Raw genomic sequence first — 22,061 nt, forward strand, 5'->3', positions numbered from 1 at the left:
TGTCAGAGCAAATAAATAACATCCACATCTGATGGTATAATCCTCTGGTAATGTCCTGGGGTGACGGCTGCACTCATGTAGCAAAGAGAATTATTTTACTCCCCTATTTTCCAAAGAAAAACTGTGCACTGAGCATAAGCCTTGCGCTCGCCCCGACTACTTGTTCACACTATTCTTTTTCATCGAAGTAAGCTAGTGATGCGCAGAATAATGCTGGATTCCCAATGACGATCCAGGATTGATAAGGAAAATCCAGCGCGATTGACCATGCTCCAAATAAAACTGGAACGGCTAATACTGCTGCTGTGGAGTTGGGGGTAAGGTTGGGTGCGAGTGATCGGAACGAGATGGTCACGAGGGTTGGAGTCATTACCCGAGGATATCCGAGAAAAGCACATAGTGTTCCCATTCTTGGAGAAGCGGGGCTTTTTAAAGAAACGATTCCAGCCAATGGAATGTGCGTGTATGTTGATGCCTTTGGACAGACGAATAATATACACGGTGATGCTCCCACGAAGCAATACTCTCACAGTGCATATATGGTTTACGTATTTTACATTCCTCAGCGTATGCACCTGCTCTTTCTTGCTCGAGAGAATAACCTTGATCAAGTGTATGAAAACATCGCCATGTGGGTAACTTTTATGAACAACCAGAGCGGACTCAACAACTGATAGATAGCATGAAGAAGAAATATCAATGACGCGAGAAGAATTCCATCTGAGCGATCACAAGGCTACTCGTGTACGAGTAGTGTATTTGTCCCATATCTCGCCGCGCGCGGTGTGGTTACCATCGGAATCGAACAAATAGGTAATGCCGTCTATCAGTTGGCTGGGGGTGAAGAATAACCAGATCATTCGCCTGACTGCGTCAGTTACCACGCTGCCTGGAGTGGAGAACTCTCACACCTTCCAGAAGTTTGTGAAAGCAACCCCCTGATGCCATCTCGAACCTCTAGCCTTAGCGTGGGAAGTAGCCTTTGTCTCCTCCTTACAGTGGGAATTATGGCCGGAGCGGTAGTGGCAACTACTGCAGTACCCATTGCCTCGGTGTGCCGCCCCTTGTACCTTGGGCTCAGTGGTCAAGACTTTCACCCTGGAAGCCCAGAAATCATCATCTAAAAGACCAGTCTGCACCGGCCAGTTTTAGCCGCCATAGTGGGCTCAGATCTAGTAAGGGCGGGGTAGCTACCCAGGCCTTAGTGAGAAATCCCTTAGCAGAGCCCTAGCTCCTGGGCATATCAGCAGGCACCAGTTTCGGCACCACCTGCCTTCTGATTTTTGGAGGTTCAGTGCTTGCGGGAGCCGCTTCTTCCAGCGTGGCCTTAAGTAAGCTCCTCGTTCTCGCAGCATTCCTTAGTTCCCTCCTATCGCTTCTCACGGTGTGGCTCTGCACCAGCGTCTTTGGAGGTTTTCACCTTCGCGTTGGCCCCGGCAGGATCCCCCTCACGCTCACCCTCGCCGAGGTAGCGGCGGGGCAACTTTTCCGCCGCCACTAGTTTTCTCGTGCTTCACGCGGATCAACAACAGACCAGAAGTATTCTCTCCTGGCCCATGGGTTCCTTAGCCGGCGCCACTTGGCCACACATTCTCGTCACTCTAGGAGTAACAATCCTCGGTGGCGTTACTCTTGTGGGATTAACAAAAAGCTCAACGCAGTGCTTGTCGGCGATGAAACAACGCTCGCAGTAGGGGCGCATCCAGGGTCTTTAACGATGGCTGTCTTCTTGGTGACGAATATGATGATCGGGGGCGCTAGTTGCTGTCTCTGGAACCATCGCCTTTATTGGGCTAATTATTCCGCACCTTGGTCGGTTCCTTGTCGGCGCCAATCACCGGGTGCTGTTACCTATTTCTGCAGTAATGCGGTCTACCCTCTTGGTGTGTGTGGACACTTTGTGCCGAGTAATCGCCCACGCTATTGACCAGGAGCTTCCCATCAACGTTCTCACTGCCTTTTTCGGATCCCCCTTGCTCTTGCTGCTGCTTGCGATGAACAGAAGATCACGAGAACGAACATGGGGACACCCGGACTTAACGTCTCTTGTCTTTCCACCAAGTTCAATGGCAGGTCAGGGTCACGGGACATCAATCTATATGCCAGACCAGGGCTTGTGACCGGAAATCGGGCCAAATAGTGCGGGAAATCTACGTTATTGCGGACCGTGTATCGACAGCTACAACACGGTGGCCGTTGCGAATCAGGAGATCGCAAAGCTGCGCAGTCACGCCATGGCTCAACTTATTACCGCAGTACCCCAAGAACCCCACAGTTCCTTTGGGCTGAGGGCGAATAACACTGTTGCTATGGCGCGGACACCGCGCCACGGCTCTTTTTCGTCGGACACTCCGCGAGGCCAAGAAATTATCTACGCGGCGCTATGTGATCATCTTTATATTCCGGATTCCGGCGAGGTCGCTGCTCATGGTTACCCCGCTGAGTTTTGACTCCTCAGCTTATTGAGCGAGTTTTTGGGGTGAGTGCGCGGATCATCCAAGGCGACAACGGTCAACCCACTATTGCCGTTCAATACTCCTAGATGTTCAGCACTCCTAGATATTGCTCGCTATTCCTTGTCGCGGTCGATTCCCTAGTTTCCGGGTGGGGAATCTGTGCTTCAAGCCCGACCGACCAAAAATTTTCATGGGAATCTACGCAAAGATTCTTTGCCAAGGAAATATGGCGCAAGGCGCGTTCAGCGCCGTGAGTGCCGCGTGATCTACACGCTCCCTTCGTTCACGGTAGCAAGGGTGACCGCTGCAGTTCTGTCGTACAGCTCGCGACAAGCTCGCAACAATCTAGTGCGATTCAGGGTGCGCGCTGCGTTTACACAATCTGGCGGCAAGCAAGCAACAAATTTTGGCGACTGTCCATTTGTTACCAAAACGAACACACCCTCTGACTGGCTGTTGTTTAGCCAGTTCAGAGGGCATTGTGGTTATGGTGGTCCTAACTGGGATCGAACCAGCGACCTTTCCGGTGTGAACGGAACGCTCTCCCGCTGAGCTATAGGACCAGAATTTTATGAAATCACCGTAGTATTCATCTCAATGCACCAGCGCGACGGACATCAGCCCGTTATCTATCACGCTGAGCAGCTGCTAATTTAACACCTCTGTATCTGGAGCACCTAAACGTCGAGCTCACAGCTGAATTTGCTTCCTTATAAGGAAATAGGGTTTTATCTTGCCACTACACACTGTTCAGTTGTAAATAAACAATGGCTACCCCCTGTCACCTGGAGATTTGTGTACAAACACAGAAACCGACTAGGGTGTTTCTCGCACCGAGGTTGGCATGAGCCATGGATCGGTATATGCGGATGTAGCGCAGTTGGTAGCGCATCACCTTGCCAAGGTGAGGGTCGCGAGTTCGAGTCTCGTCATCCGCTCCACCACTCAACGTGGAATTCGCGCGATTAGCTCAGCGGGAGAGCGCTTCCCTGACACGGAAGAGGTCGCTGGTTCGATCCCAGTATTGCGCACCATCCACCGCCACACCCACCCGGTGTAGCGAGGTTGGATTTTGCGGATGTAGCGCAGTTGGTAGCGCATCACCTTGCCAAGGTGAGGGTCGCGAGTTCGAGTCTCGTCATCCGCTCCAGGTTCACAACAGTTTTCCTACTAGGGTGAACCAACGAGGCGGTTATTCGCCACGGTGGAATGGCTGAGTGGCTTAGGCAACGGTCTGCAAAACCGTGTACACGGGTTCGATTCCCGTTTCCACCTCGTCGTTCATCACCGCCTACGTACATCCTCAAAGGGTGTACGTAGGCGTGATATATGCGGATGTAGCGCAGTTGGTAGCGCATCACCTTGCCAAGGTGAGGGTCGCGAGTTCGAGTCTCGTCATCCGCTCCACAAAGCCGGAGGAAAAACACCTCCGGCTTTCTTCTTTGCGCGCTAGACGCGTCGTACATTTCTAACTCCGCATATCTTTAACTCCAGGTTTCCCGTGCGTAGATCATGGTCATTCTTCCAAACATTTAGACTTACGCGGCTAAGCCTCCACCCTGAACGGTTTCCTTACCGATATGATTGCCGACGATGAAAACTCACACTCACTACGACACTCCAAGGCACCGCGTTGGGCATCCCGACCCACTTGCTGGTCTGCGGTCTCGCTTTAGTAATGAACAGTTATCGCTCCTCGGCGCGTGCCTGGCGTGGCCTTTTGCCATTTTTTGCGTGTTGAACAAGGTGTTCATCCAACCGAATAATTCCTCTCCGGTCGATGATTTTTCAACGGTGTGGCACGCCCTCCAGCGTTTCCAAGTAGGAGCACCGGTTTACAATGAAGAATTGTGGATGACAGATCCGCACTACCTCTACTCCCCCGGCGGAACTTTATTACTGAGCCCCATCACACTCATCTCAGATTTTGACACCTGTCGCATCCTGTTTATCGTATTCAATGGATTCGCCATGGTACTTGCTGCGGGACTACTGACCGCGCTGTTTAATTTTCGTCTCACGGGGATGGTTTGGCCACTGAGTGTGATTTTTCTGTTCTCTACAGAGTCGGCATACAACACTCTGCGCTTCACAAATATCAACGGTGTTTTACTTTTTAACCTAGCGCTATTCTTATTTTTGCTCTTGCGCTACCGCCACAAGGCGTTGGAATGCGCTGCAGGAGTTGCTCTTGGCTTAGCTATCACGATTAAACCTCAGTTTGCCCCCTTGTTGTTTATTCCATTTGCTCGACGCCAATTCCTTGCCGTCGCCAGTGGCATAGCCGTACCCGTGGTCTTGAACCTCGCTGCCATTCCGCTTATGGTGCAGCCAGGGGATTACGTCGACAAACTCATGCCTTATCTGGGAATCGTTCGTGACTACGCCAACTCTTCGATTGCTGGAATCGGTGTGTACTACGGTATCCCGCACTGGCAGATATTGATCTGGCGGATCCTCGCCGTCGCCTCAGTCTTAATTGCCGTAGTTTTCCTTCTTCGTTGGCGTGATCGTGACCCGCTAATGTGGGCAAGCACCACATCCAGCATTCTTTTGATGGGAGTATTCCTCATCAGTTCCCTGGGACAGATGTACTACAGCATGCTGATTCTCCCGCTATTGTTCACGCTTTTCTCCCGCCGTTCAGTCATGCATAACCCAATAGCGTGGATTGGCGTATATCTGTGCCTTTCCTCGGACATGTGGCAGTCTGAACGATGGATTAAGTGGGGCCAGGTATTTGAATACACACGGGGAACAATCGGCTGGTCACTAATCATCCTCAGCGCCGCGGTCGCTACAGTAATGTGGACGCTAGAGGAAAGGAGTAACGGCCTGAATACGCTCGGAGATATCCATTACTTTGGACTCTTCGGAGCGCGGCCACTGCCCACTTCTCAGCAACCAGCCGTTGTCCAGCCTCATAACCTCACGCAACCACGGGAAAAATCTACCCACTCGGCAGGAGACGCACGCTCTCCTCACTCCACGCGAGTCAGGCGCTCCTCCCGCTTGTCCCAAGACAAACGCAACTATGAACAACCATACGGACGACACAGCATCCCCTCCCCCAACAACCAAGAGTAACTACGTGGACTTTCGCTCTCTCAGCGACGAACAATGGCGCGATATGCTCAACCCCGAAGAATATCGCGTTCTTCGTCAAGCTGGAACAGAAGCTCCATTTCGAGGCGAATACACGGACACGGAAACACCTGGAACTTATTCGTGCCGCGCCTGTGGTTCGGTGCTCTTTCGTTCCAGCGAGAAATTCCACTCCCACTGCGGCTGGCCTAGTTTTTTCGATCCTGCTAATTCGGATGCAGTCATCACGCGAGACGATGACTCATTGGGGATGCGTCGTACAGAGGTTCTCTGCGCACGATGCCACAGCCATTTAGGGCATGTTTTTGCCGGTGAAGGCTACGGCACTCCTACTGATCTGCGCTATTGTATTAATTCCATCTGTCTTACCTTTAAGCCCTCAGATCGAGACCAACCAGACTAGTTCTCGCCGCTGCCAGTAGTTTACAAAGGGCATCCTCCTTCCCTGACACCCTCTGGCAGCATTCCTCCCCCACTTACGTTGGCAGATTTGCTTCCACGCACACGAAAACTGCAGAGGACTATAGGCTCCCTAAGAACCAGCCCTCTGCAGTAGAAGACGTTAGGCGAGTGATTCCACAAAGGCCTTCACAGTGTCTGCATCACCGTTAATGCGCTTGCCTGTGAAGAATGGGATTTCTTCCCGAACGTGAAGACGCGCCTCGGTGTAGCGCATCTTGTGCATCAATTCCACGATGCGTTCCAGAGTCGGAGATTCGAAAGCCAAAAGCCATTCATAATCTCCAAGAGCAAAACCAGAGATGGTGTTGGCACGAACGTCATCAAAACCAACAGCCGCCATACCGTGTTCACGCAGCAGTTTCGATCGCTGAGCTGGATCCATGATGTACCAGTCATAGCTGCGAACAAAGGGGTACACACAAATCCACTGTTCTGGGTCTTCCCCCATGATGAAGGAAGGCAGATGGGATTTATTGAATTCAGATGGACGATGCAAACCAGCGTTTGACCAGACTGGTTCACAGTTTTGTCCCAGCAGTGTCTCTCGAAGGAAACGCTTGTACGCCGCCTGGAGATCTTCCATTTTCTCCGCATGCCACCAGATCATGATGTCTGCTTCTGCGCGTAAACCGGTCAGATCATACACACCACGAATGACTAAGTCCTTGTCTTCATAGGAGTCCAGGAACTTCTGGAAATCTTCAGCCACCGCGACACGGTCGGAATCCAGGAAACCCTGCTCAACCTTGAACACGGAGTACATTGCGTAGCGGACCACGGAATTCAATTTGTCGATATCCAGGTTTTGATGCTCGCTCATTACCTTGAAACACTGCCTTTCTTGAGTTCTTTAGAGATGCGAATTTTCCCTACCCCAACCTACTCGGATTGAGGCAGAAGAAACAGAGCGGTAGATCGGATATCGGATCACATCAACATGCGACATACTCGTCCTCACTCTCCATGCGCCTATCATCCAGCCATTTGTCACAACTCTGCCTGCCAAACCTCCAGCCAATTCACCTAGTTACATTCGTCTACTATTCGGCTGGAGCGTGCTCGCTCCGGGGATATTACCCCCAGCCCATTTCGCTAACTATTTCTTCCGCTGCCGCGATTCCCGTCGCAGCGGCAGAAGGAACACCGACACCATTAAGCATGGAACCAGCCAGTGCCAGCCCCTTAATGTCACGTACTTCTTCATAGGCCGCGTTCACTATGTCCTGATAACCAGGTCCGTAACACGGAATGCCACCCCACCAGCGTTGTACGAAAAACTCTTCAGGTTTTTTCCGCTCTCCCGTCAGCGTTTGCAAATCATCTATAGCATAGGCAAGTAACGCGAGATCATCAGCCTCGACGTACCACGGTTCACGAAGAGTGCCGAAAGAGGCACGGACAAAAGCGCCTCCCCTTTCCGCCAAATGCGGCCATTTGCGCGAGGAAAAGGTAAAAGCTTTGGCCTCTGTAGGAGCATCTGAACCCAGCAACACACCCGAACGTTGAGGGATACCTACGTCAGAAGCAAAGCGCATCCCCACCACCACTGAACTTGCCAACTCGATGGAGGACAGAGCTTCTGAGGCTTTCACGGCCATATCCTGTAATAGGACAGAGGCAGTCGGTGCGGGGGTGGCAATAACAACGGCATCGACGTCACCGATAGGTTCGATGTACCAACCTTTGGAACTACGCCCGATAGCCTCCACGCCGGTGTTGTACAGAACTTCCGCGTCGGCTTGTTGTGCAAGTGCGTTGACCACGCCCCGGTAACCACAGGCCAAACTATAAAAAGTTGGTGCTGGAGAACCTCCACCGGAAGCGGAACGCTGTTGGCGCTCGGCCAGCAAATCGCTGACGACGTCCGTGAGGAAAAAGCCTCCTCCATCTGCACCGCGACGGTCAAGTTCACTGGCAAGTTGTGGAAGAGTCGCTCGCACACCTAGGTCGTATGCAGAGCTAGAGTACACACCTCCGAGCATGGGCGAAACCAGGCGATGCACCACGGCCGACCCTAAACGCGCTTCGACAAGTTGACCCACGGAAGCATCCTGCCCCGGAGCCCAGGTCATCGGTACGCCGTCACGCTCAGCATTGATACGTTGCGCAGCTTTCGACCCCACAATGTGCTCGACTGTGGAGCCGTCAGCCGGGATGCCCATGATCGTCGCGCGCGGAATATCGACCAACTGGCCATCGATAAAAAGCCCTGAAGGCAGTCCAGACGGTGTGCGCAGCTCGGATTCAAGCCCGACGTCCTTAATGATCTCAACGAAGTCCTGGCGCATACCCATGAATGCCTCTGCGCCCATGTCGACAGGGCCATAGGCAAAGTTCACTGTCTTGAGCTTGCCGCCGATGCGGTCGTACGCCTCCGCAATCAAAATGTTGGCACGCTCTCCCAGAAGCTTGCGCAACTTCCACGCGGCGCTCACTCCGGCGATGCCCCCGCCTATTACGGCAATTTTCACTGGGCGATCGTCTCCGCTGAATTGAGGCGTCATGAACGATGTACCTCCTCAAAGGCTCGGGTGATGGCGTCAGGATCAGTATTGGGAAGAACACCATGGCCAAGGTTGAAAATATGACCACGAGCTTGACCGCGTTCTATGGCCCGATCCGCTTCGGCATTTATGCGTCGAATATGTTCCGTTACGACATCCTCACCGGCGAATAAAACCGCCGGGTCTAGATTCCCCTGCAAGGCTTTCGCCTTGACTTCTGGCTTAGCGGTGGGATGCGCGTGCTCAAGTGCTGCCTTCACGCGCGCCGCCGCAGCATCCATGGGTACACGCCAATCGACCCCGACCACATCAGGCCCCACTATCGCCATCTCTCCCAACAATTCACCGGTACCCACACCAAAGTGAATCATGGGTACTCCATAAGGCTTAATGGCCTGGAATATTTCGGCGGTATATGGGGCCACAAATTGACGATAATCCCTGGCTGTGAGGTACCCCGCCCAGGAGTCGAATAGCTGTATTGCATCCACTCCGGCCTCCACTTGCATTTGCAAAAAACGCACAATTGTTGGAGTCAGCTGCCGCATCAGAGCATGCCATATATCCGGGTGGGAGTACATGAGTGATTTGGTCACTTCATGGTTTTTCGAAGGTCCACCCTCGACAAGATAAGAAGCCACCGTGAACGGCGCACCAGCGAAACCGATGAGAACCTGATCTGCCCGTAGCTCGCCGAGAATGCCGCCAATTCCCTGGACAATGGGATCAAGCTGCTCACGTTCAACGATGGGGAGGCCGCGCACAGCGTCGATTGTCTGGATCGGGTTTGAAACCACTGGTCCACGCCCCGGCACAATATCCAAATCCACGCCAGCGGCCTTGAGAGGAACAACAATATCGCTGAATAGAATTGCGGCGTCGGCATCGTGGCGTCGCACAGGCTGCATCGTAATCTCGGCAACCAGATCTGCGTCGAAGCAGGCCTCCAGCATCCCAACATCCTTGCGCACGGCGCGATACTCAGGCAACGAACGACCAGCTTGGCGCATCATCCATATGGGACGACGAGAAGGCTTTTCACCGCGAACGGCCGCCAGGAAGGGCGCATCTACGCTAGCTCGACGGTGGGATGCGGCGGCCTGAGCATCCCTCGGAAATATGGCACCAGAATCGAGTGCATACTCAACAGAGGACATGAGCCCATTATGCCAGTACCTCTCCCGCTGACTCCTATCTCCCCACCGCACCCCATCCTGGCACCCGGAAGTGCAGGACACGCCACGCCGAAGCGGCGCGCCTTACCCAGAAACATAACCCTCAACGCTAGGTTTAGGGATTGTGAGCCAAGAGACAGAGCAGAACCTAGCCGTTCCCGACTACTTCGAGCAAGCAGTGCAGTCAATGTCACATGCTCAAGTTCGCTCCGGTATCAGCCTGGGAAATATCCGCCCTCCCCGCAACCTCGCGCCGCTAAGCCATGCCGTCGGCCTCGAAGTTCTCCATCCAGAATTCGACGATGATGCTAACGTACCCGAATTTTCCACGGACAACGGAGGTGACGCATTCGGGCGACTCATCCTGCTCCACGACCCACACAGTGATGAAAGCTGGGAAGGAGCGAAGATGCGCATGGTCGCTTATATCCAAGCGGACATGGATGCGTCCGTGGCCTCCGATCCCCTTCTGCCAGATGTGGCCTGGGATTGGTTGACGGAGGAATTGAACTCGCCTTCCAGCCCATACACCAATCTAGGTGGCACAGTAACGTCTACCGCTTCTGTCCGTTATGGCGAAATCGGCGGGCCACCACGTGCGTTCCAAATCGAAATGCGCGCAAGCTGGACAGCAACGGGGGTTGACCTCTCCGGTCATGTCCAAGCATTTGCCCGAGTGCTTGCAAATGTGGCGGGTCTACCACCGGAAGGGGTCACCTACATTGGTATGGGTAAACAAACCGGTTCTTCTGCGGGCTAACCGCCAGTACTAACCCACCACTACAGTGAGCAATGAGCTCCCACGCTGCCCAAAGTACTCCCAACTCTTAAACCGCAAGGGGTACGCCCTACCGTGCATGTGAGTATTCCCCGCGATGGCATTCCCCCGCTGCTCGACAACGAATCAGCTCTGTATGACGCTGCAGAGAAACTGCAACGCGGTGAGGGTCTTATCGCTGTAGATACCGAACGAGCTGCCGACTATCGGTACGACGATCGCGCCTACTTAGTACAACTTCGGCGTCCTGGTTGCGGCACTCTCTTGGTTGATCCGACTGTATCCGACGCCGCAAATGCTGCTCTTGGAAAGGTATTGAATCACTCCGAGTGGATCCTCCATGCCGCTCACACCGATCTTCCGTATCTCACCGCCATTGGTTGGCACCCGACCCGTCTCCACGATACCCAAATCACCGGGCGTCTTTTAGGACTTGGTCAGCCTGGTTTGAGCCACATGCTCGAGCATTTTTGCGGTATCACCATCAACAAAGACAAGGGTCAGGAGGATTGGTCTGCGCGTCCCTTATCGGAGGACCTTTTAGCTTATGCAGCTCTCGATGTCGAACACCTCGGAGAACTCCTAGCCATCACGTTGGAACAGATCGACGAGCGTGGCCGCCGGCAGTGGTACGTACAAGAATGCTCATCGGTACTCGACCGTTCGATTGCTCTCCCAACGCCGACCTGGACAGACATGAAAGGCCTATCTGCGCTGCGGAGCGCTCGCAGCCTGGCGATTGCGAGGGCACTGTGGAGAGTACGTGACGACTATGCGTCCACACACAACCTGTCCCCGCACCGCATAATCAAGCGAAAAGATATCCTCCGCATTGCGCAGTCTCCTCACCAAGCATTGGATGAACTACACAGCCTTGCGATACCCGCAACCGTCCAGCGGCGCGCGGACATTGCCGTCAAAGAAGCCCTCCATCTTCCACAGCGCGCCTTACCCCGATTACCGCGCCATCCTGTCGCACAGATACCCGCCTACACGCGGTGGGAAACGGATCACCCACGGGCGTTTATGGCGCTCGAGGTACTAGTCAACCGGACGCACACACTAGCAGAAGAACTGGATCTGACTATGGACACCCTCGCGACGATGAAAACTCTCCGGACAGTAGCGTGGGAAACGTCGCGGATAAAAGTGGATTACTCTCAGGATCCCGTGGCGGTATTCGAAAGCACCGTGGGCACGGCCATGGAATCACAAGGATCCAGACCGTGGCAAATTGACCTCATCGCCAATTCCTCAATACCAGCCCTGATTGACCGGCTTTATTAGAGTTTGTCCGCCCACTCGACAACTCGCCGAGCAACGGCCTCCTTGTCCAATGCGTATTGCTCCAACACTTCATTACGCTCGGCGTGGTCAATAAACTCCTGCGGTACACCGATGTTGCGAACAGGAACATCTACTTCTGCATCATTGAGCTGTGCCTGAAGAACCGAACCTGCTCCACCCTTGACACCGTTATCCTCAATGGTGACGACCAGGTCGGCTCCGCGCACAGCCTCAATGAGCGCTGGTTTCACCGGCACCACCCAGTGTGGGTCAATAACGGTCACGGCATATCCGTGATCCTTGAGAGCGTCGGCTGCTGCCAGGGCTTGTGCGCTCAAGCTACCGTAGTTCACAATCACCACGTGACGGGTACGAGTCATCGTGGATGCATCATTAGTGCTAGCGCACTCGCAGAGCACGTCGTAGTCAGTCTCTTCGCGGATCGCCTCGACATCACTCGGTACGGAGCCCTTGGGGAAACGCACAACGCTCGGTGCATCAGAAATGGCCACACACCGGTCGAGAGCCATCTGCAGGCGTTTTCCGTCACGGGGTGCTGCTACGTAGATACCGGGGACAATCGTGGTCAACGAGAGATCCCACATGCCATTATGGGAGGCACCATCTGGGCCCGTGATACCCGCCCTATCCAGTACCACCGTGACTCCGAGCTTGAGCAAAGCGACATCCATGAGCAGTTGGTCGAATGCGCGGTTTAAGAACGTCGAATACACCGCGACCACGGGGTGTAAGCCGCCCAAAGCTAGGCCAGCAGCTGATGTCATAGCATGTTGCTCGGCGATGCCCACGTCGAAGGTACGTTGTGGGTGATGTTTGGCAAACTCCGCTAAACCTGTAGGACCAGCCATCGCGGCAGTGATGGCCACAATGTCATCGCGCTCGTCCGCCAGCTCAATGAGCCGTGTGGAAAACACCTGTGTCCAGCCCGGTTTCGACTTGCTCAATGGAGCACCGGTCACCGGATCAATCACGCCCGTAGCGTGCATCTGATCAGCTTCATCATTCTCAGCTGGAGAAAAACCCTTGCCCTTCTGAGTCATGGTGTGAACTATGACGGGACCACCATAGTCTTTCGCGTAGCGCAACGCGTTTTCCACTTGGCGCAGATCATGGCCATCCACCGGACCAATGTATTTGATGCCCAAGTCACTAAACATCTCATGTGGGATGACAGTGTGTTTCACACCCTCTTTCAAGCCATGTACGACCTGAAAAACTCGATCGCCCACCCAGCCCATACGGCCCAATGCGTACTTCCCCGAATCCATGACCTTGTCGTAGGCAGGTTGCAACCGAAGAGCTGCAAGATTCTCGGCTAGTCCTCCGATAGTCGGAGAATAAGACCGACCGTTGTCGTTGACTATGACAATCACCGAGCGTTTTTTGGACGTCGCAATATTATTAAGTGCCTCCCAACACATACCCCCCGTCAAGGCTCCATCTCCAACGAGTGCAACCACGTGCCGGTGGAGTTGACCGCCAAGTTCGAATGCTTTTGCCAAACCATCCGCGTAGGATAGCGCCGCCGACGCATGGGAAGATTCAGTCCAGTCATGCGGTGATTCCGAGCGATCAGGATAGCCAGACAGGCCATCTTTTTGGCGCAGAGTATCAAAAAGATCACGGCGTCCCGTAAGAATCTTATGCACATAAGACTGGTGACCGGTATCGAAAATCAACGGGTCGGTTGGGGAATCGAACACACGGTGCATGGCAATGGTTAGTTCAACCACGCCCAAGTTCGGTCCCAAATGTCCGCCCGTGGCAGACACCTTTTGGATGAGGAACGTGCGAATCTCTCCAGCAAGTTGATCGAGCTGTGCCTCATCAAGCGCCTTTACATCCGCCGGTGTGGAAATAGTCTCAAGGATGCCCATGTAGTTCGGCTCGTCTCCATCCGTTGTGGTCATCGGAGTGCTTTTCGACAGTGCGTCCGTGGTTCACAGGTATGGGTGACCCTGAACCGCAAACATGACTCAACTCTTATCAAAAAGCACATGCAGTGGATTGTTCCAGTCTAGTGCTCTGATCTAGATCCATAGAAATTTCATCGCTTAACTACTCGCCGCAGGGGTGAGATACGCCAGAATCTCCACGTGATGAGTCAGGGGGAATGCATCCACGACCGTGAGCTTCTCGAGCTGGTAACCAGCAGAAATCCACGCACCGAGATCTCGCGCAGCGGTAGCGGGATCGCAACCAATATGTACGACATGGTTCGGCTCATATGCTGCAACCCTCGCGATGACATCGATACCGGCTCCGACGCGCGGTGGATCGATGACTACAGCATGCAATCCTGTCCTCACCCGCAGCCTGTCCAGACTGTGCGCCACATCACCATCGACGAAACGGACATTATCCAACCCCGCCGCTGCCAACGCCCGTGCGCCTTCCATGCTCGCCTGGGACGCGTGATCTACACAGTCAACCCAATCCACGCGTCCGCTCAATACCGAGGAAAATACCCCTGCCCCACCGTAGAGATCCCACGCCGAGCCATGGCCTGCTGGGATTACCTCGCCTATCCACTGTGTATAAAAATCAGGCGCAGCCCGATGTCCTTGCCAAAAACCCTGGGGCTCGATTTGCCATTCCACCTCAGGCACACGGGTCAAGCGATGAGCAACCGTCTCATGGCCCCCTACTACCCGCGAGTGACGGTGCCTACGATTACCGGTTAACTCCACCACACTGCGTTCACCACTGTCTCCCAGCGCCACAGCTATCTCGCTCCCCGGTGTAAACCTCTCATTCTCGAGACCTGCGACCAGCCCTTGTGCCCACTGCGCACACTGTGCTTGCTCTAGAGGGATGACTTCCCGCGAGGCTTTACGTCGCACACCCGCGCGTCCAGTTTTATCCACGCCAAGACGCACCCGAGTCCGCCAGCCCACCTGAGGGCTCAAGCTCACTCCATCGCATGGGATGTTGCCTTCGATGACGATCTTTCCAATACGACGCAGCTGGTCCACGACGACAGCCTTCTTATACTCAAGGCTGCCCACGCCGTCCACGAAATCGAGGTCGCAACAACCGCCACCAGCAGCAGCTGCGGCACACCGAGCGGGGATTCGATACGGAGACGGTTTCTCCACACTGATAACGCGCCCCGTCCGGAATCCTTTACGCGAGGACGACGTTTTCTGCGGTGCAAGCTCAACGCGCACACCCGTTTCTCCCGGTAGCCCACCGGAAACAAAGACCACCTGACCGTCAATCCGGCCAATGACCGTGCCCCCGTGCGCCGGGTTATCCAAATTCATTGTGATCGTCTCAGGACGTGGACTACGCGCCATGTGTTTTACCTTCTGCCCTATTCGCGTCACGCACCGACCAGACCGTAATAAGAACAACAATGGCGGTCAAAGGCCATCCCATAGCGATGCGTGTGTAGCCCAAAGCGTTCGTGGCATCGTGGACGTATAACCACTGTTGAATACCGAAGCGCGCGAGAAACACAACGGCCCAGGCAATAGTGGCGATGTTAAAAGCACGAACAGCCCGCCTGTTCGTACGCCATCGCTGGTCTTCGCCGTTTATACCCCGCCATATCAATCCCACCAGAGGCCAACGAACAATCACGGATATGACAAAAGCACTACCGGCTATCAGCGAATACCAAATCCCATAGGCAAAGTACCCCTTGGCGTCACCCATCATCCACGCTATGGCAGCGCATATCGCCACGCCAATAAACCCCGAGACAGCGGGCTGAATATTCTCCCGACGAACAACCCTCCAAATCAACACTGCAAGAGCCACACCCACAGCTGCACCGAGCGCAGGACCAAGCCCATACTTGCTGTTCACGGGCACTAGGACCAGCACCGGTAGTGTACTGGAGACAAGACCGGATAACCCGCCCATTTGCTCCAACATCGTTGCCTGTTGCCGTTCTCCGGATTCAGCGTGAGGCCGGGGCGAATCATCCATCGCGTTGTGTTTACCCACTGCTAATCAACAGCCCCATCGTTAAAATTGTGAGGTTGCTGAACGGCGGAAGCTTGCTGCGCCCGTTGCTCCATCTGTTGGCGAAGAGCTTCCGCCATCGCCTGAGGAATAGTTACCGGTAGGACATTGCCCGCCGGAATCGGATCTTGACCTCTATAAACGAAGGATCGCGCAAGAACCTCACGGGCTTGAGCTGCAAGCTGGTCAGCCTTGTCGTTGGTACTTGCCAAAGTCATGCGCATCATCCAACGATGCCCCTGAACGCCGATCACGCGCATAGTGCCGCCGCCAGCTTCGGCAACAATCTCCTCACCCCATGGCCCCTGTTCCTGAGTCACAGTGAGGCCATCTTTAACCATCCCTTGAATGACCTCAGGCATGCTTTCTTCCCACAGGTTTCCCCTCCGCGGTGCGGCGAAAGCAACGGGAGTCATGCGGCCAGCCGGCGTGTGAATATGAATCATCTGGGGACCATTTTCACCCATAGCCACCTGTACTTCCCCATCGTGAGGAACGGGAACCAGCATGGAACCCAAATCCAATCCACCTTTTGCAAAATCGGAGAAGTCGAAGGCACGGAAATCAACCTGATCCCCATCGAACGGTCCAAAATCCCCTCCGACTGGATCATATGTGGTACCAACAGTCGGTACTACGACCTCAGCGCCACGGAGCGCTGCGCCCTCGTCTGGCTGTTCATGCTCTGGGGTATCCGGGGTGTTTTTTAGGGAGTCCTTCATCTTATTTTTGCGGCCAAATAGAGCCATGTTTCTTCTTCCTCGTTGTTTGTCGTGCGTTTTCTATATATCGCCGCAGGATCTCTGCCCGCTATTCAGGGCTAGCTCCCTGTGGAGCCGTAGCCACCCTTACCTCTTTCGGTCTCTCCCAATGCTTCCAGAGAATCAACTTCCTCAATAGGGCTGAGGAGCACTTCCTGGAGTACTAGTTGGGCGATTCTATCGCCACGTTTAATGACGATATCCTCACGCGGATCCAGGTTGATCACGCACACCTTTACCTCGCCACGATAATCCTCATCAATCGTTCCGGGCGCGTTTACAATGGACAATCCGTGTTTTAACGCCATACCGCTCCTCGGATGGATAAGCCCTACGGTTCCTGGATTGAGACCAATAGCTATACCCGTGCCAATAAGATGGCGTTCACCTGGGGAAATAGTAGCGTTCTCAGCAGAATACAAATCTATTCCCGCGTCAGTCGCATGAGCTCTGGTTGGCAGAGGAAGATCGCGATCCAGCCGGACAAGTTTGAGCGGAGCAGATGTGCTGTTCGTCATGGAACTCCACCTTACAAGCCCCTAGCCTGCCCAGTTGGGTATTACACCCCTTGACACTATTAGACTATTGATGAAGTTTCTCACCTTTGTTTGCACTACAAGGAGTATCGCCGTGGCAGCCACACAGCCTGCAAAGGCTTCAGACTCCGAGATTCTTTACTCGGAAAACCAACGTGTACCGCTCACGTGGTGGCTCCTCGGTGCACTGTTGGTCTGTCTTCTCGCTTGGCAAGCACAAATGCAGCGGGAGTGGTACTGGGGTGTCGTTATGGCCATCCTCGCTGGCGCAGCGGTCGTATGGTCACTGTCAGCCTTGTCTTCTAACAAGGTCATCGTGGCTCGCGAGGCAGACGGTATCTGGTTATATACCGGGGCTGCACGCCTGCCAGCAGATGTTGTGAGCCGAACGCTCGTCATCCCCCCTACTGCCAAGCCAGCGGCAATGGGACGCCAGTTGGATCCTGCGGCTTATGTGGTGCACAAGGGATGGATTCCCACGATGGCTATGCTCGTGTTGGATGATCCTGATGACCCCACTCCCTATTGGTTGATATCAACCAAAGAGCCTCAAGAGCTTCTTGAAGCACTAGGCCGTCCAATTTACTAAACGCATCTAGCTCGCAGAGTTCCAGTTCACCCCTCATTCTCCTCGAGTGTCGGATGCTTACGTAAGAGGAGATTGCTTCTTATGAACTACATGGGCTTACTACAGGGGCTTGTGGGATCAATTAAATTCTGCATGATCTGCGACTTTTACTCATCCCGCGTAGCGGCATTGTTACACCACCACCTGTAAATCGCACATGAACAACACGTTTCATGTGCAGCAACCCTAATTTGAACAGGGCCGCGGAGAGGGAAGCAGAGCCGGGCACAGTGTTTGTCTAGTCGCAGTCTTGGCAGATGATTTCAGAATCGGAGAAGGTTTTGGCAATATGCGACCGGTGCTGCACCAAAAAGCATTCACTGCAGGTGAACTCGTCACTCTGCCGAGGAGTAACGGTTCCCGAGAGTTCCTCGCCGGACAGATCGGCCATCGGAACATCGAATGGTTCTACGATTTCGCCATCATCAGTGTCATCTACAGCAGTTTCTGCCTTCTCTGCGGCTTTTAGCCCCTCGAGAGAGTCAGTCTCGATGTCGTCGTCAGCGCGTCGACGGGGAGCATCGTAGTCGGTAGCCACGAGTTTTCCTCCTAAGTATCAGGTTCGTCGAGGCGGATATTAAAACAGCGACATACTGCCTGTCACCTCTGTCCTGTCGACTAGGGTGTTATGGGCGCGAGTACTCCCCCCGTTACTAGTTCAGACAACCGCTGAGACAGCGGTTGCCATAGGGCGGGTTTTGTGGCCATGACCTGCACACCTTCGGAGGATGGGATATCCAATTTGGGCATCTGCACGATTGCCCCCGCCCGTGCCGCAATTAACACGCCGGCAGCGTGATCCCACGGCCCCAAACCGTGTTCATAATATGCATCAACACGCCCTGCAGCGACGTGGCAGAGGTCAAGAGCAGCTGAACCCATGCGTCGGATATCTCGAACCTCGGGCAATAACTGCGCCAACAACTCAGCTTGTCTCGCACGGCGCTGTGCCACATAGGCGAAACCAGTAGCCACCAAAGCTGTAGCCATAGTCGTGGTCCCTGCTGCCATAGATGCTGTAGGCGCCTCTTCCACGCCACTGGTTACATTCACTACACGCGATTGCGGCGCACAGTGGGCATCGAATGTAGAGAAATCAGGGACTGCAGTCTCAGTAGCTTCCTCGCCCACTGCCGCCGAATAAACCAAATTATTAGCCACATCGACCACAGCTGCCGCAATCGGTACCCCTTTGAACGTCGCTGCAATGGATACGGCGTAAGCAGGCACTCCGTAAACAAAATTCACCGTTCCATCTATTGGATCAACCACCCATAGCAGGTCGTTTCCTTCGGTGGGACTCCCAGCATCTCTCTGAGTGCACTGCTCACCACCTTCTTCCCCTAATACCCGGCTCCGCGGTACTTCTTGGATAAGACGCTTGCGTATCAGCCTTTCTGAGGCTCTATCCACTTCCGTGACCGGATCCACTTCAGAACTCTTCACTGCGTCGACGCCTACATGTCCGTGTTCATCAATCATCTTTTGACGCATTGTGGCCACGAGGTCAGCAGCTTCCACCGCAACATTCGCCGCGATGCGCCGTAACCTCCCTATGGACAACCCCTCACAAGCATTTACCACTTCCGCGAAATCCTCCGGTGGCTGGTCAGTGGTTTTACGGTCTAAGCATACGGTGAGCGCTGAAATCATAGACCCATTGTGCTCCCCCGCAACAAATAATGGGTGATGCGTGGCCAACAAACTGTGTAGCATCTCGAATTATGAGCGAGACAAACCCCAACCTGGCATTCGGAGTAGACATCGGTGGCTCAGGCGTGAAAGGCGCCTTAGTCGATGTATCCAAGGGCGAACAAGTAACTGAGCGAAAGAGAATCGCCACACCGCAGCCTGCCACTCCCGACGCTGTGGCAGAGGTTGTACGGCAACTTGTCGAAGCTGAAGGGTGGGACGGGCCAGTGGGCATCACAGTACCGGCTGTGGTACGCGAACAGGTGACAAGAACGGCCGCCAATATTGACCAGACGTGGATCGGTACCGATGTCCAAGAATTATTCACCCGACACCTCGGAGGCCGCGACATCACCGTATTGAATGACGCAGACGCGGCTGGCATGGCCGAGGCGCGTTTCGGGGATGACAAAGCCCGAACAGGTGCTGTCATGATGCTGACTTTCGGCACGGGTATCGGCTCTGCGTTACTGATGGACGGCAATCTGTATCCCAACACCGAATTGGGACACCTCAAAATGAAAGGTTCATCGGCGGAGAAATACGCGAGTTCAAAGGTGCGCGAAGATGAAGGTCTAAGCTACAAGCAATGGGCTAAGCGCGTGAACAAAGTCATGCAACGCTACGTAGAGCTCTTTAACCCCCAGACCTTCATCGTCGGTGGTGGCATCTCCCGCAAGTCAGACAAGTGGGTACCCTATTTGGACTTGGAGCAAGACGTCGTTCCAGCGCAGTTACGCAATGAAGCAGGAATCATTGGCGCAGCGCTCGCAGTGAGTGAAGGTTTGCGACCCTAGCGCAAGAAAACCGAAACAGCGCACCGCCTGAAGCCAGGCTGCGCTAATTCGGTTATAATGGGCGATCGATCGCGTTGGCGCGAACGGCCGGGAGGCTGAGTCCCGTGCAGTTGTCTTTGACTATTGCAGCTCAGACCCCTCTATGAGAATTTACTACGAAGATTTAAAGGCCGATCCTATAGCGACTAGACCCGTGTGTCTACTCGTTAGGATTTCGGCAAAGTGACGAGTGAAAGGGCTTCTGTGGCAGCGAACGACTCGACCACCGGTGGTGAAAACAACGAGAACACAGCTGTACGCAAAGTTGCCAAAAAGGCGGCCAAGAAAACCGCCCGCAAGGTAGCGAAGAAGGTGGCAGCCAAGGAGGCCGCCACCTCGACTGCCACCACCGAGAAGAAGACCGCAGCCACTAAGGCAACCGCGAAAAAGTCCGCTGCTAAGAAGACAGCTGCGAAAAAGACATCCGCAAAGAAGACAAGCAGCAAGAAAACCGCTGCAAAAAAGACCGCTGCAAAAAAGACGTCAGCTAAGAAGACAGTTGCGAAGAAGGCCACGCGCAAGGCCAGCACCAAGAAAGCTTCCACTAAGAAGGAAGAGCTTACTGTCGTCGACGAAGACCAGTTAGCCGACGCAATAATCGTCGACGACGAGCAAGATGCGAGCACTGATTTCGCGGACGTCGACGCCGCATTAGCTAACACAGACTTCGATGACGACGATCTCGATGATGATTTGGATAGCGGTCTAGGCGACGATGAGGATCTCGATGACGACCTCGACGATGACCTCGATGAGGACAATGAATTAGACGAGGACGATGAGGACTCTGACGAGTCTGACGAGGACGAGGACTCGGGTCGTTTTGTGTGGGATGAAGACGAATCCGCTGCCCTACGGCAAGCTCGCAAGGACGCAGAACTGACCGCCTCTGCGGACTCCGTGCGCGCCTATCTGAAGCAGATAGGTAAAGTTGCTTTGCTCAACGCCGAGCAGGAAGTCTCTCTCGCTAAGCGCATCGAGGCTGGACTATACGCTGCATATCGTCTACAAGAGATCAAAGAGTCTGGGGAAAAACTCTCTCCGATGAGCCGCCGCGATCTCCGTGAAATCGAGCGTGATGGCCGACGGGCTAAGAATCACCTGCTCGAAGCCAACCTTCGACTGGTTGTTTCCTTGGCTAAACGTTACACCGGGCGTGGGATGGCGTTCTTGGATCTCATTCAGGAAGGTAATCTGGGTCTGATCCGTGCTGTGGAGAAATTCGATTACGTCAAGGGATACAAGTTCTCTACCTACGCCACCTGGTGGATCCGCCAAGCCATCACACGCGCTATGGCAGATCAAGCCCGCACCATCCGCATCCCTGTACACATGGTGGAAGTCATCAACAAGTTGGGGCGGATTCAGCGCGAGCTTCTGCAGGATCTAGGTCGCGAACCAACCCCTGAAGAGCTCGCAAAGGAAATGGATATCTCCGTGGATAAAGTGCTGGAAATCCAGCAATATGCACGTGAACCAATTTCTCTCGACCAAACTATTGGCGATGAGGGAGATTCCCAACTTGGCGACTTCATTGAAGATTCTGAAGCTGTCGTAGCTGTGGATGCCGTCTCTTTCACACTCCTACAGGATCAATTGCAGGATGTTTTGCATACCCTCTCCGAACGCGAGGCAGGAGTAGTGAGACTTCGCTTTGGTTTGACCGACGGCATGCCACGTACCCTCGATGAAATTGGTCAGGTGTACGGAGTTACGCGTGAGCGCATACGTCAGATCGAGTCAAAGACAATGTCCAAGTTGCGCCACCCATCTCGTTCCCAAGTGCTCCGCGATTACTTAGACTAGCCCTACTCCTTCAACAACCCACCCGTCATCACCAGCGCCCGG

Annotated in this window: 20 protein-coding genes, 6 tRNA genes and 1 pseudogene; 14 read left to right on the forward strand and 13 right to left on the reverse strand. The window is 54.1% G+C overall.

Going from position 1 to position 22,061, the window contains the following annotated elements:
* Window positions 1-169: 169 nt before the first annotated feature.
* On the reverse strand, window positions 170-370 hold the full coding sequence (locus tag GP473_RS04905) for a hypothetical protein (RefSeq protein ID WP_186276642.1): 201 nt from the start codon (window positions 368-370) through the stop codon (window positions 170-172).
* A gap of 999 nt (window positions 371-1,369) precedes the next feature.
* Window positions 1,370-1,498 (reverse strand): hypothetical protein, encoded by a 129-nt coding sequence (locus GP473_RS09555; protein ID WP_281381078.1) that lies wholly within the window; start codon window positions 1,496-1,498, stop codon window positions 1,370-1,372.
* A gap of 10 nt (window positions 1,499-1,508) precedes the next feature.
* Here GP473_RS09555 and GP473_RS09640 point away from each other — a divergent pair.
* Window positions 1,509-2,120, forward strand: a pseudogene (locus tag GP473_RS09640) (FecCD family ABC transporter permease).
* A gap of 69 nt (window positions 2,121-2,189) precedes the next feature.
* Window positions 2,190-2,450: a hypothetical protein gene (locus tag GP473_RS04920; RefSeq protein WP_186276643.1), complete on the forward strand. Its 261-nt coding sequence runs from the start codon at window positions 2,190-2,192 to the stop codon at window positions 2,448-2,450.
* A 494-nt stretch (window positions 2,451-2,944) separates the two neighbouring features.
* Here the strand turns inward: GP473_RS04920 and GP473_RS04925 are convergent.
* A tRNA-Val gene (locus GP473_RS04925) sits at window positions 2,945-3,019 on the reverse strand.
* Window positions 3,020-3,321: 302 nt separating this feature from the next.
* Between GP473_RS04925 and GP473_RS04930 the strand changes: the two genes are divergently transcribed.
* The 7 genes from GP473_RS04930 to msrB all read left to right on the forward strand — a co-directional run bounded on the left by GP473_RS04930 (window position 3,322) and on the right by msrB (window position 5,964).
* A tRNA-Gly gene (locus GP473_RS04930) sits at window positions 3,322-3,397 on the forward strand.
* Between the two features lie 18 nt (window positions 3,398-3,415).
* A tRNA-Val gene (locus tag GP473_RS04935) sits at window positions 3,416-3,490 on the forward strand.
* A gap of 40 nt (window positions 3,491-3,530) precedes the next feature.
* Window positions 3,531-3,606 (forward strand) — tRNA-Gly (locus GP473_RS04940).
* Window positions 3,607-3,659: 53 nt separating this feature from the next.
* Window positions 3,660-3,731, forward strand: a tRNA-Cys gene (locus GP473_RS04945).
* A 56-nt stretch (window positions 3,732-3,787) separates the two neighbouring features.
* A tRNA-Gly gene (locus GP473_RS04950) sits at window positions 3,788-3,863 on the forward strand.
* Between the two features lie 186 nt (window positions 3,864-4,049).
* Entirely contained in the window at window positions 4,050-5,543 is a 1,494-nt protein-coding gene (locus GP473_RS04955) for a glycosyltransferase family 87 protein (RefSeq protein WP_186276644.1), read from the forward strand.
* Window positions 5,491-5,964, forward strand: coding sequence for a peptide-methionine (R)-S-oxide reductase MsrB (gene msrB / locus GP473_RS04960; RefSeq protein ID WP_186276645.1), 474 nt, complete (start codon window positions 5,491-5,493; stop codon window positions 5,962-5,964). Before GP473_RS04955 ends, msrB begins: the two co-directional genes overlap by 53 nt.
* A 159-nt stretch (window positions 5,965-6,123) precedes the next feature.
* Here the strand turns inward: msrB and hemQ are convergent, their stop codons facing one another.
* The 3 genes from hemQ to hemE form a co-directional block, all read right to left on the reverse strand.
* Entirely contained in the window at window positions 6,124-6,843 is a 720-nt protein-coding gene (hemQ, locus tag GP473_RS04965) for a hydrogen peroxide-dependent heme synthase (protein ID WP_185769839.1), read from the reverse strand.
* 253 nt (window positions 6,844-7,096) lie between these two features.
* Window positions 7,097-8,527 (reverse strand): protoporphyrinogen oxidase, encoded by a 1,431-nt coding sequence (gene hemG, locus GP473_RS04970; protein WP_185769840.1) that lies wholly within the window; start codon window positions 8,525-8,527, stop codon window positions 7,097-7,099.
* The gene (gene hemE, locus GP473_RS04975; protein WP_185769841.1) at window positions 8,524-9,684 is read right to left on the reverse strand and encodes a uroporphyrinogen decarboxylase; all 1,161 of its coding nucleotides are present in this window, start codon (window positions 9,682-9,684) and stop codon (window positions 8,524-8,526) included. Before hemE ends, hemG begins: the two co-directional genes overlap by 4 nt.
* 142 nt (window positions 9,685-9,826) lie before the next feature.
* On the opposite strand from hemE, the gene GP473_RS04980 reads away from it, so the two are divergent.
* Both GP473_RS04980 and GP473_RS04985 read left to right on the forward strand, forming a co-directional pair.
* A complete protein-coding gene (locus tag GP473_RS04980; protein ID WP_185769842.1) occupies window positions 9,827-10,462 on the forward strand; it encodes a DUF3000 domain-containing protein in 636 nt (211 codons plus the stop codon).
* Between the two features lie 99 nt (window positions 10,463-10,561).
* Window positions 10,562-11,767, forward strand: coding sequence for a ribonuclease D (locus GP473_RS04985; protein WP_185769843.1), 1,206 nt, complete (start codon window positions 10,562-10,564; stop codon window positions 11,765-11,767).
* Here GP473_RS04985 and dxs read toward each other — a convergent pair.
* From dxs to dut, 5 genes are all read right to left on the reverse strand, one after another.
* Window positions 11,764-13,665 carry a 1-deoxy-D-xylulose-5-phosphate synthase gene (dxs, locus tag GP473_RS04990; RefSeq protein WP_185770689.1) on the reverse strand — a complete coding sequence of 634 codons (1,902 nt, stop codon included), beginning with the start codon at window positions 13,663-13,665 and terminating at the stop codon, window positions 11,764-11,766. The two genes, GP473_RS04985 and dxs, sit on opposite strands and share 4 nt — an antisense overlap.
* A 177-nt stretch (window positions 13,666-13,842) precedes the next feature.
* A complete protein-coding gene (locus tag GP473_RS04995; protein ID WP_186276646.1) occupies window positions 13,843-15,087 on the reverse strand; it encodes a class I SAM-dependent RNA methyltransferase in 1,245 nt (414 codons plus the stop codon).
* Window positions 15,077-15,724: a DUF3159 domain-containing protein gene (locus tag GP473_RS05000; protein WP_185769845.1), complete on the reverse strand. Its 648-nt coding sequence runs from the start codon at window positions 15,722-15,724 to the stop codon at window positions 15,077-15,079. The genes GP473_RS04995 and GP473_RS05000 overlap by 11 nt, the downstream gene beginning before the upstream one ends.
* A gap of 20 nt (window positions 15,725-15,744) precedes the next feature.
* Window positions 15,745-16,509 (reverse strand): DUF3710 domain-containing protein, encoded by a 765-nt coding sequence (locus GP473_RS05005; RefSeq protein WP_246394691.1) that lies wholly within the window; start codon window positions 16,507-16,509, stop codon window positions 15,745-15,747.
* Between the two features lie 71 nt (window positions 16,510-16,580).
* The gene (gene dut / locus GP473_RS05010; protein ID WP_185769846.1) at window positions 16,581-17,039 is read right to left on the reverse strand and encodes a dUTP diphosphatase; all 459 of its coding nucleotides are present in this window, start codon (window positions 17,037-17,039) and stop codon (window positions 16,581-16,583) included.
* 70 nt (window positions 17,040-17,109) lie between these two features.
* On the opposite strand from dut, the gene GP473_RS05015 reads away from it, so the two are divergent.
* Window positions 17,110-17,646, forward strand: a complete 537-nt coding sequence (locus GP473_RS05015) for a DUF3093 domain-containing protein (protein WP_185769847.1) — start codon at window positions 17,110-17,112, stop codon at window positions 17,644-17,646.
* A gap of 277 nt (window positions 17,647-17,923) precedes the next feature.
* Here GP473_RS05015 and GP473_RS05020 read toward each other — a convergent pair whose 3' ends face one another.
* Entirely contained in the window at window positions 17,924-18,223 is a 300-nt protein-coding gene (locus GP473_RS05020) for a DUF4193 domain-containing protein (protein WP_185769848.1), read from the reverse strand.
* 80 nt (window positions 18,224-18,303) lie between these two features.
* Window positions 18,304-19,179, reverse strand: coding sequence for an inositol monophosphatase family protein (locus GP473_RS05025; RefSeq protein ID WP_390625314.1), 876 nt, complete (start codon window positions 19,177-19,179; stop codon window positions 18,304-18,306).
* Between the two features lie 230 nt (window positions 19,180-19,409).
* Between GP473_RS05025 and ppgK the strand changes: the two genes are divergently transcribed.
* Window positions 19,410-20,174: a polyphosphate--glucose phosphotransferase gene (gene ppgK, locus GP473_RS05030; protein WP_186276647.1), complete on the forward strand. Its 765-nt coding sequence runs from the start codon at window positions 19,410-19,412 to the stop codon at window positions 20,172-20,174.
* A 243-nt stretch (window positions 20,175-20,417) separates the two neighbouring features.
* A complete protein-coding gene (locus tag GP473_RS05035; protein WP_186276648.1) occupies window positions 20,418-22,019 on the forward strand; it encodes an RNA polymerase sigma factor in 1,602 nt (533 codons plus the stop codon).
* The last annotated feature ends 42 nt before the right edge of the window (window positions 22,020-22,061 follow it).

This window comes from Corynebacterium anserum (assembly GCF_014262665.1).
In the GTDB taxonomy this organism is placed as follows: Bacteria; Actinomycetota; Actinomycetes; order Mycobacteriales; family Mycobacteriaceae; genus Corynebacterium; species Corynebacterium anserum.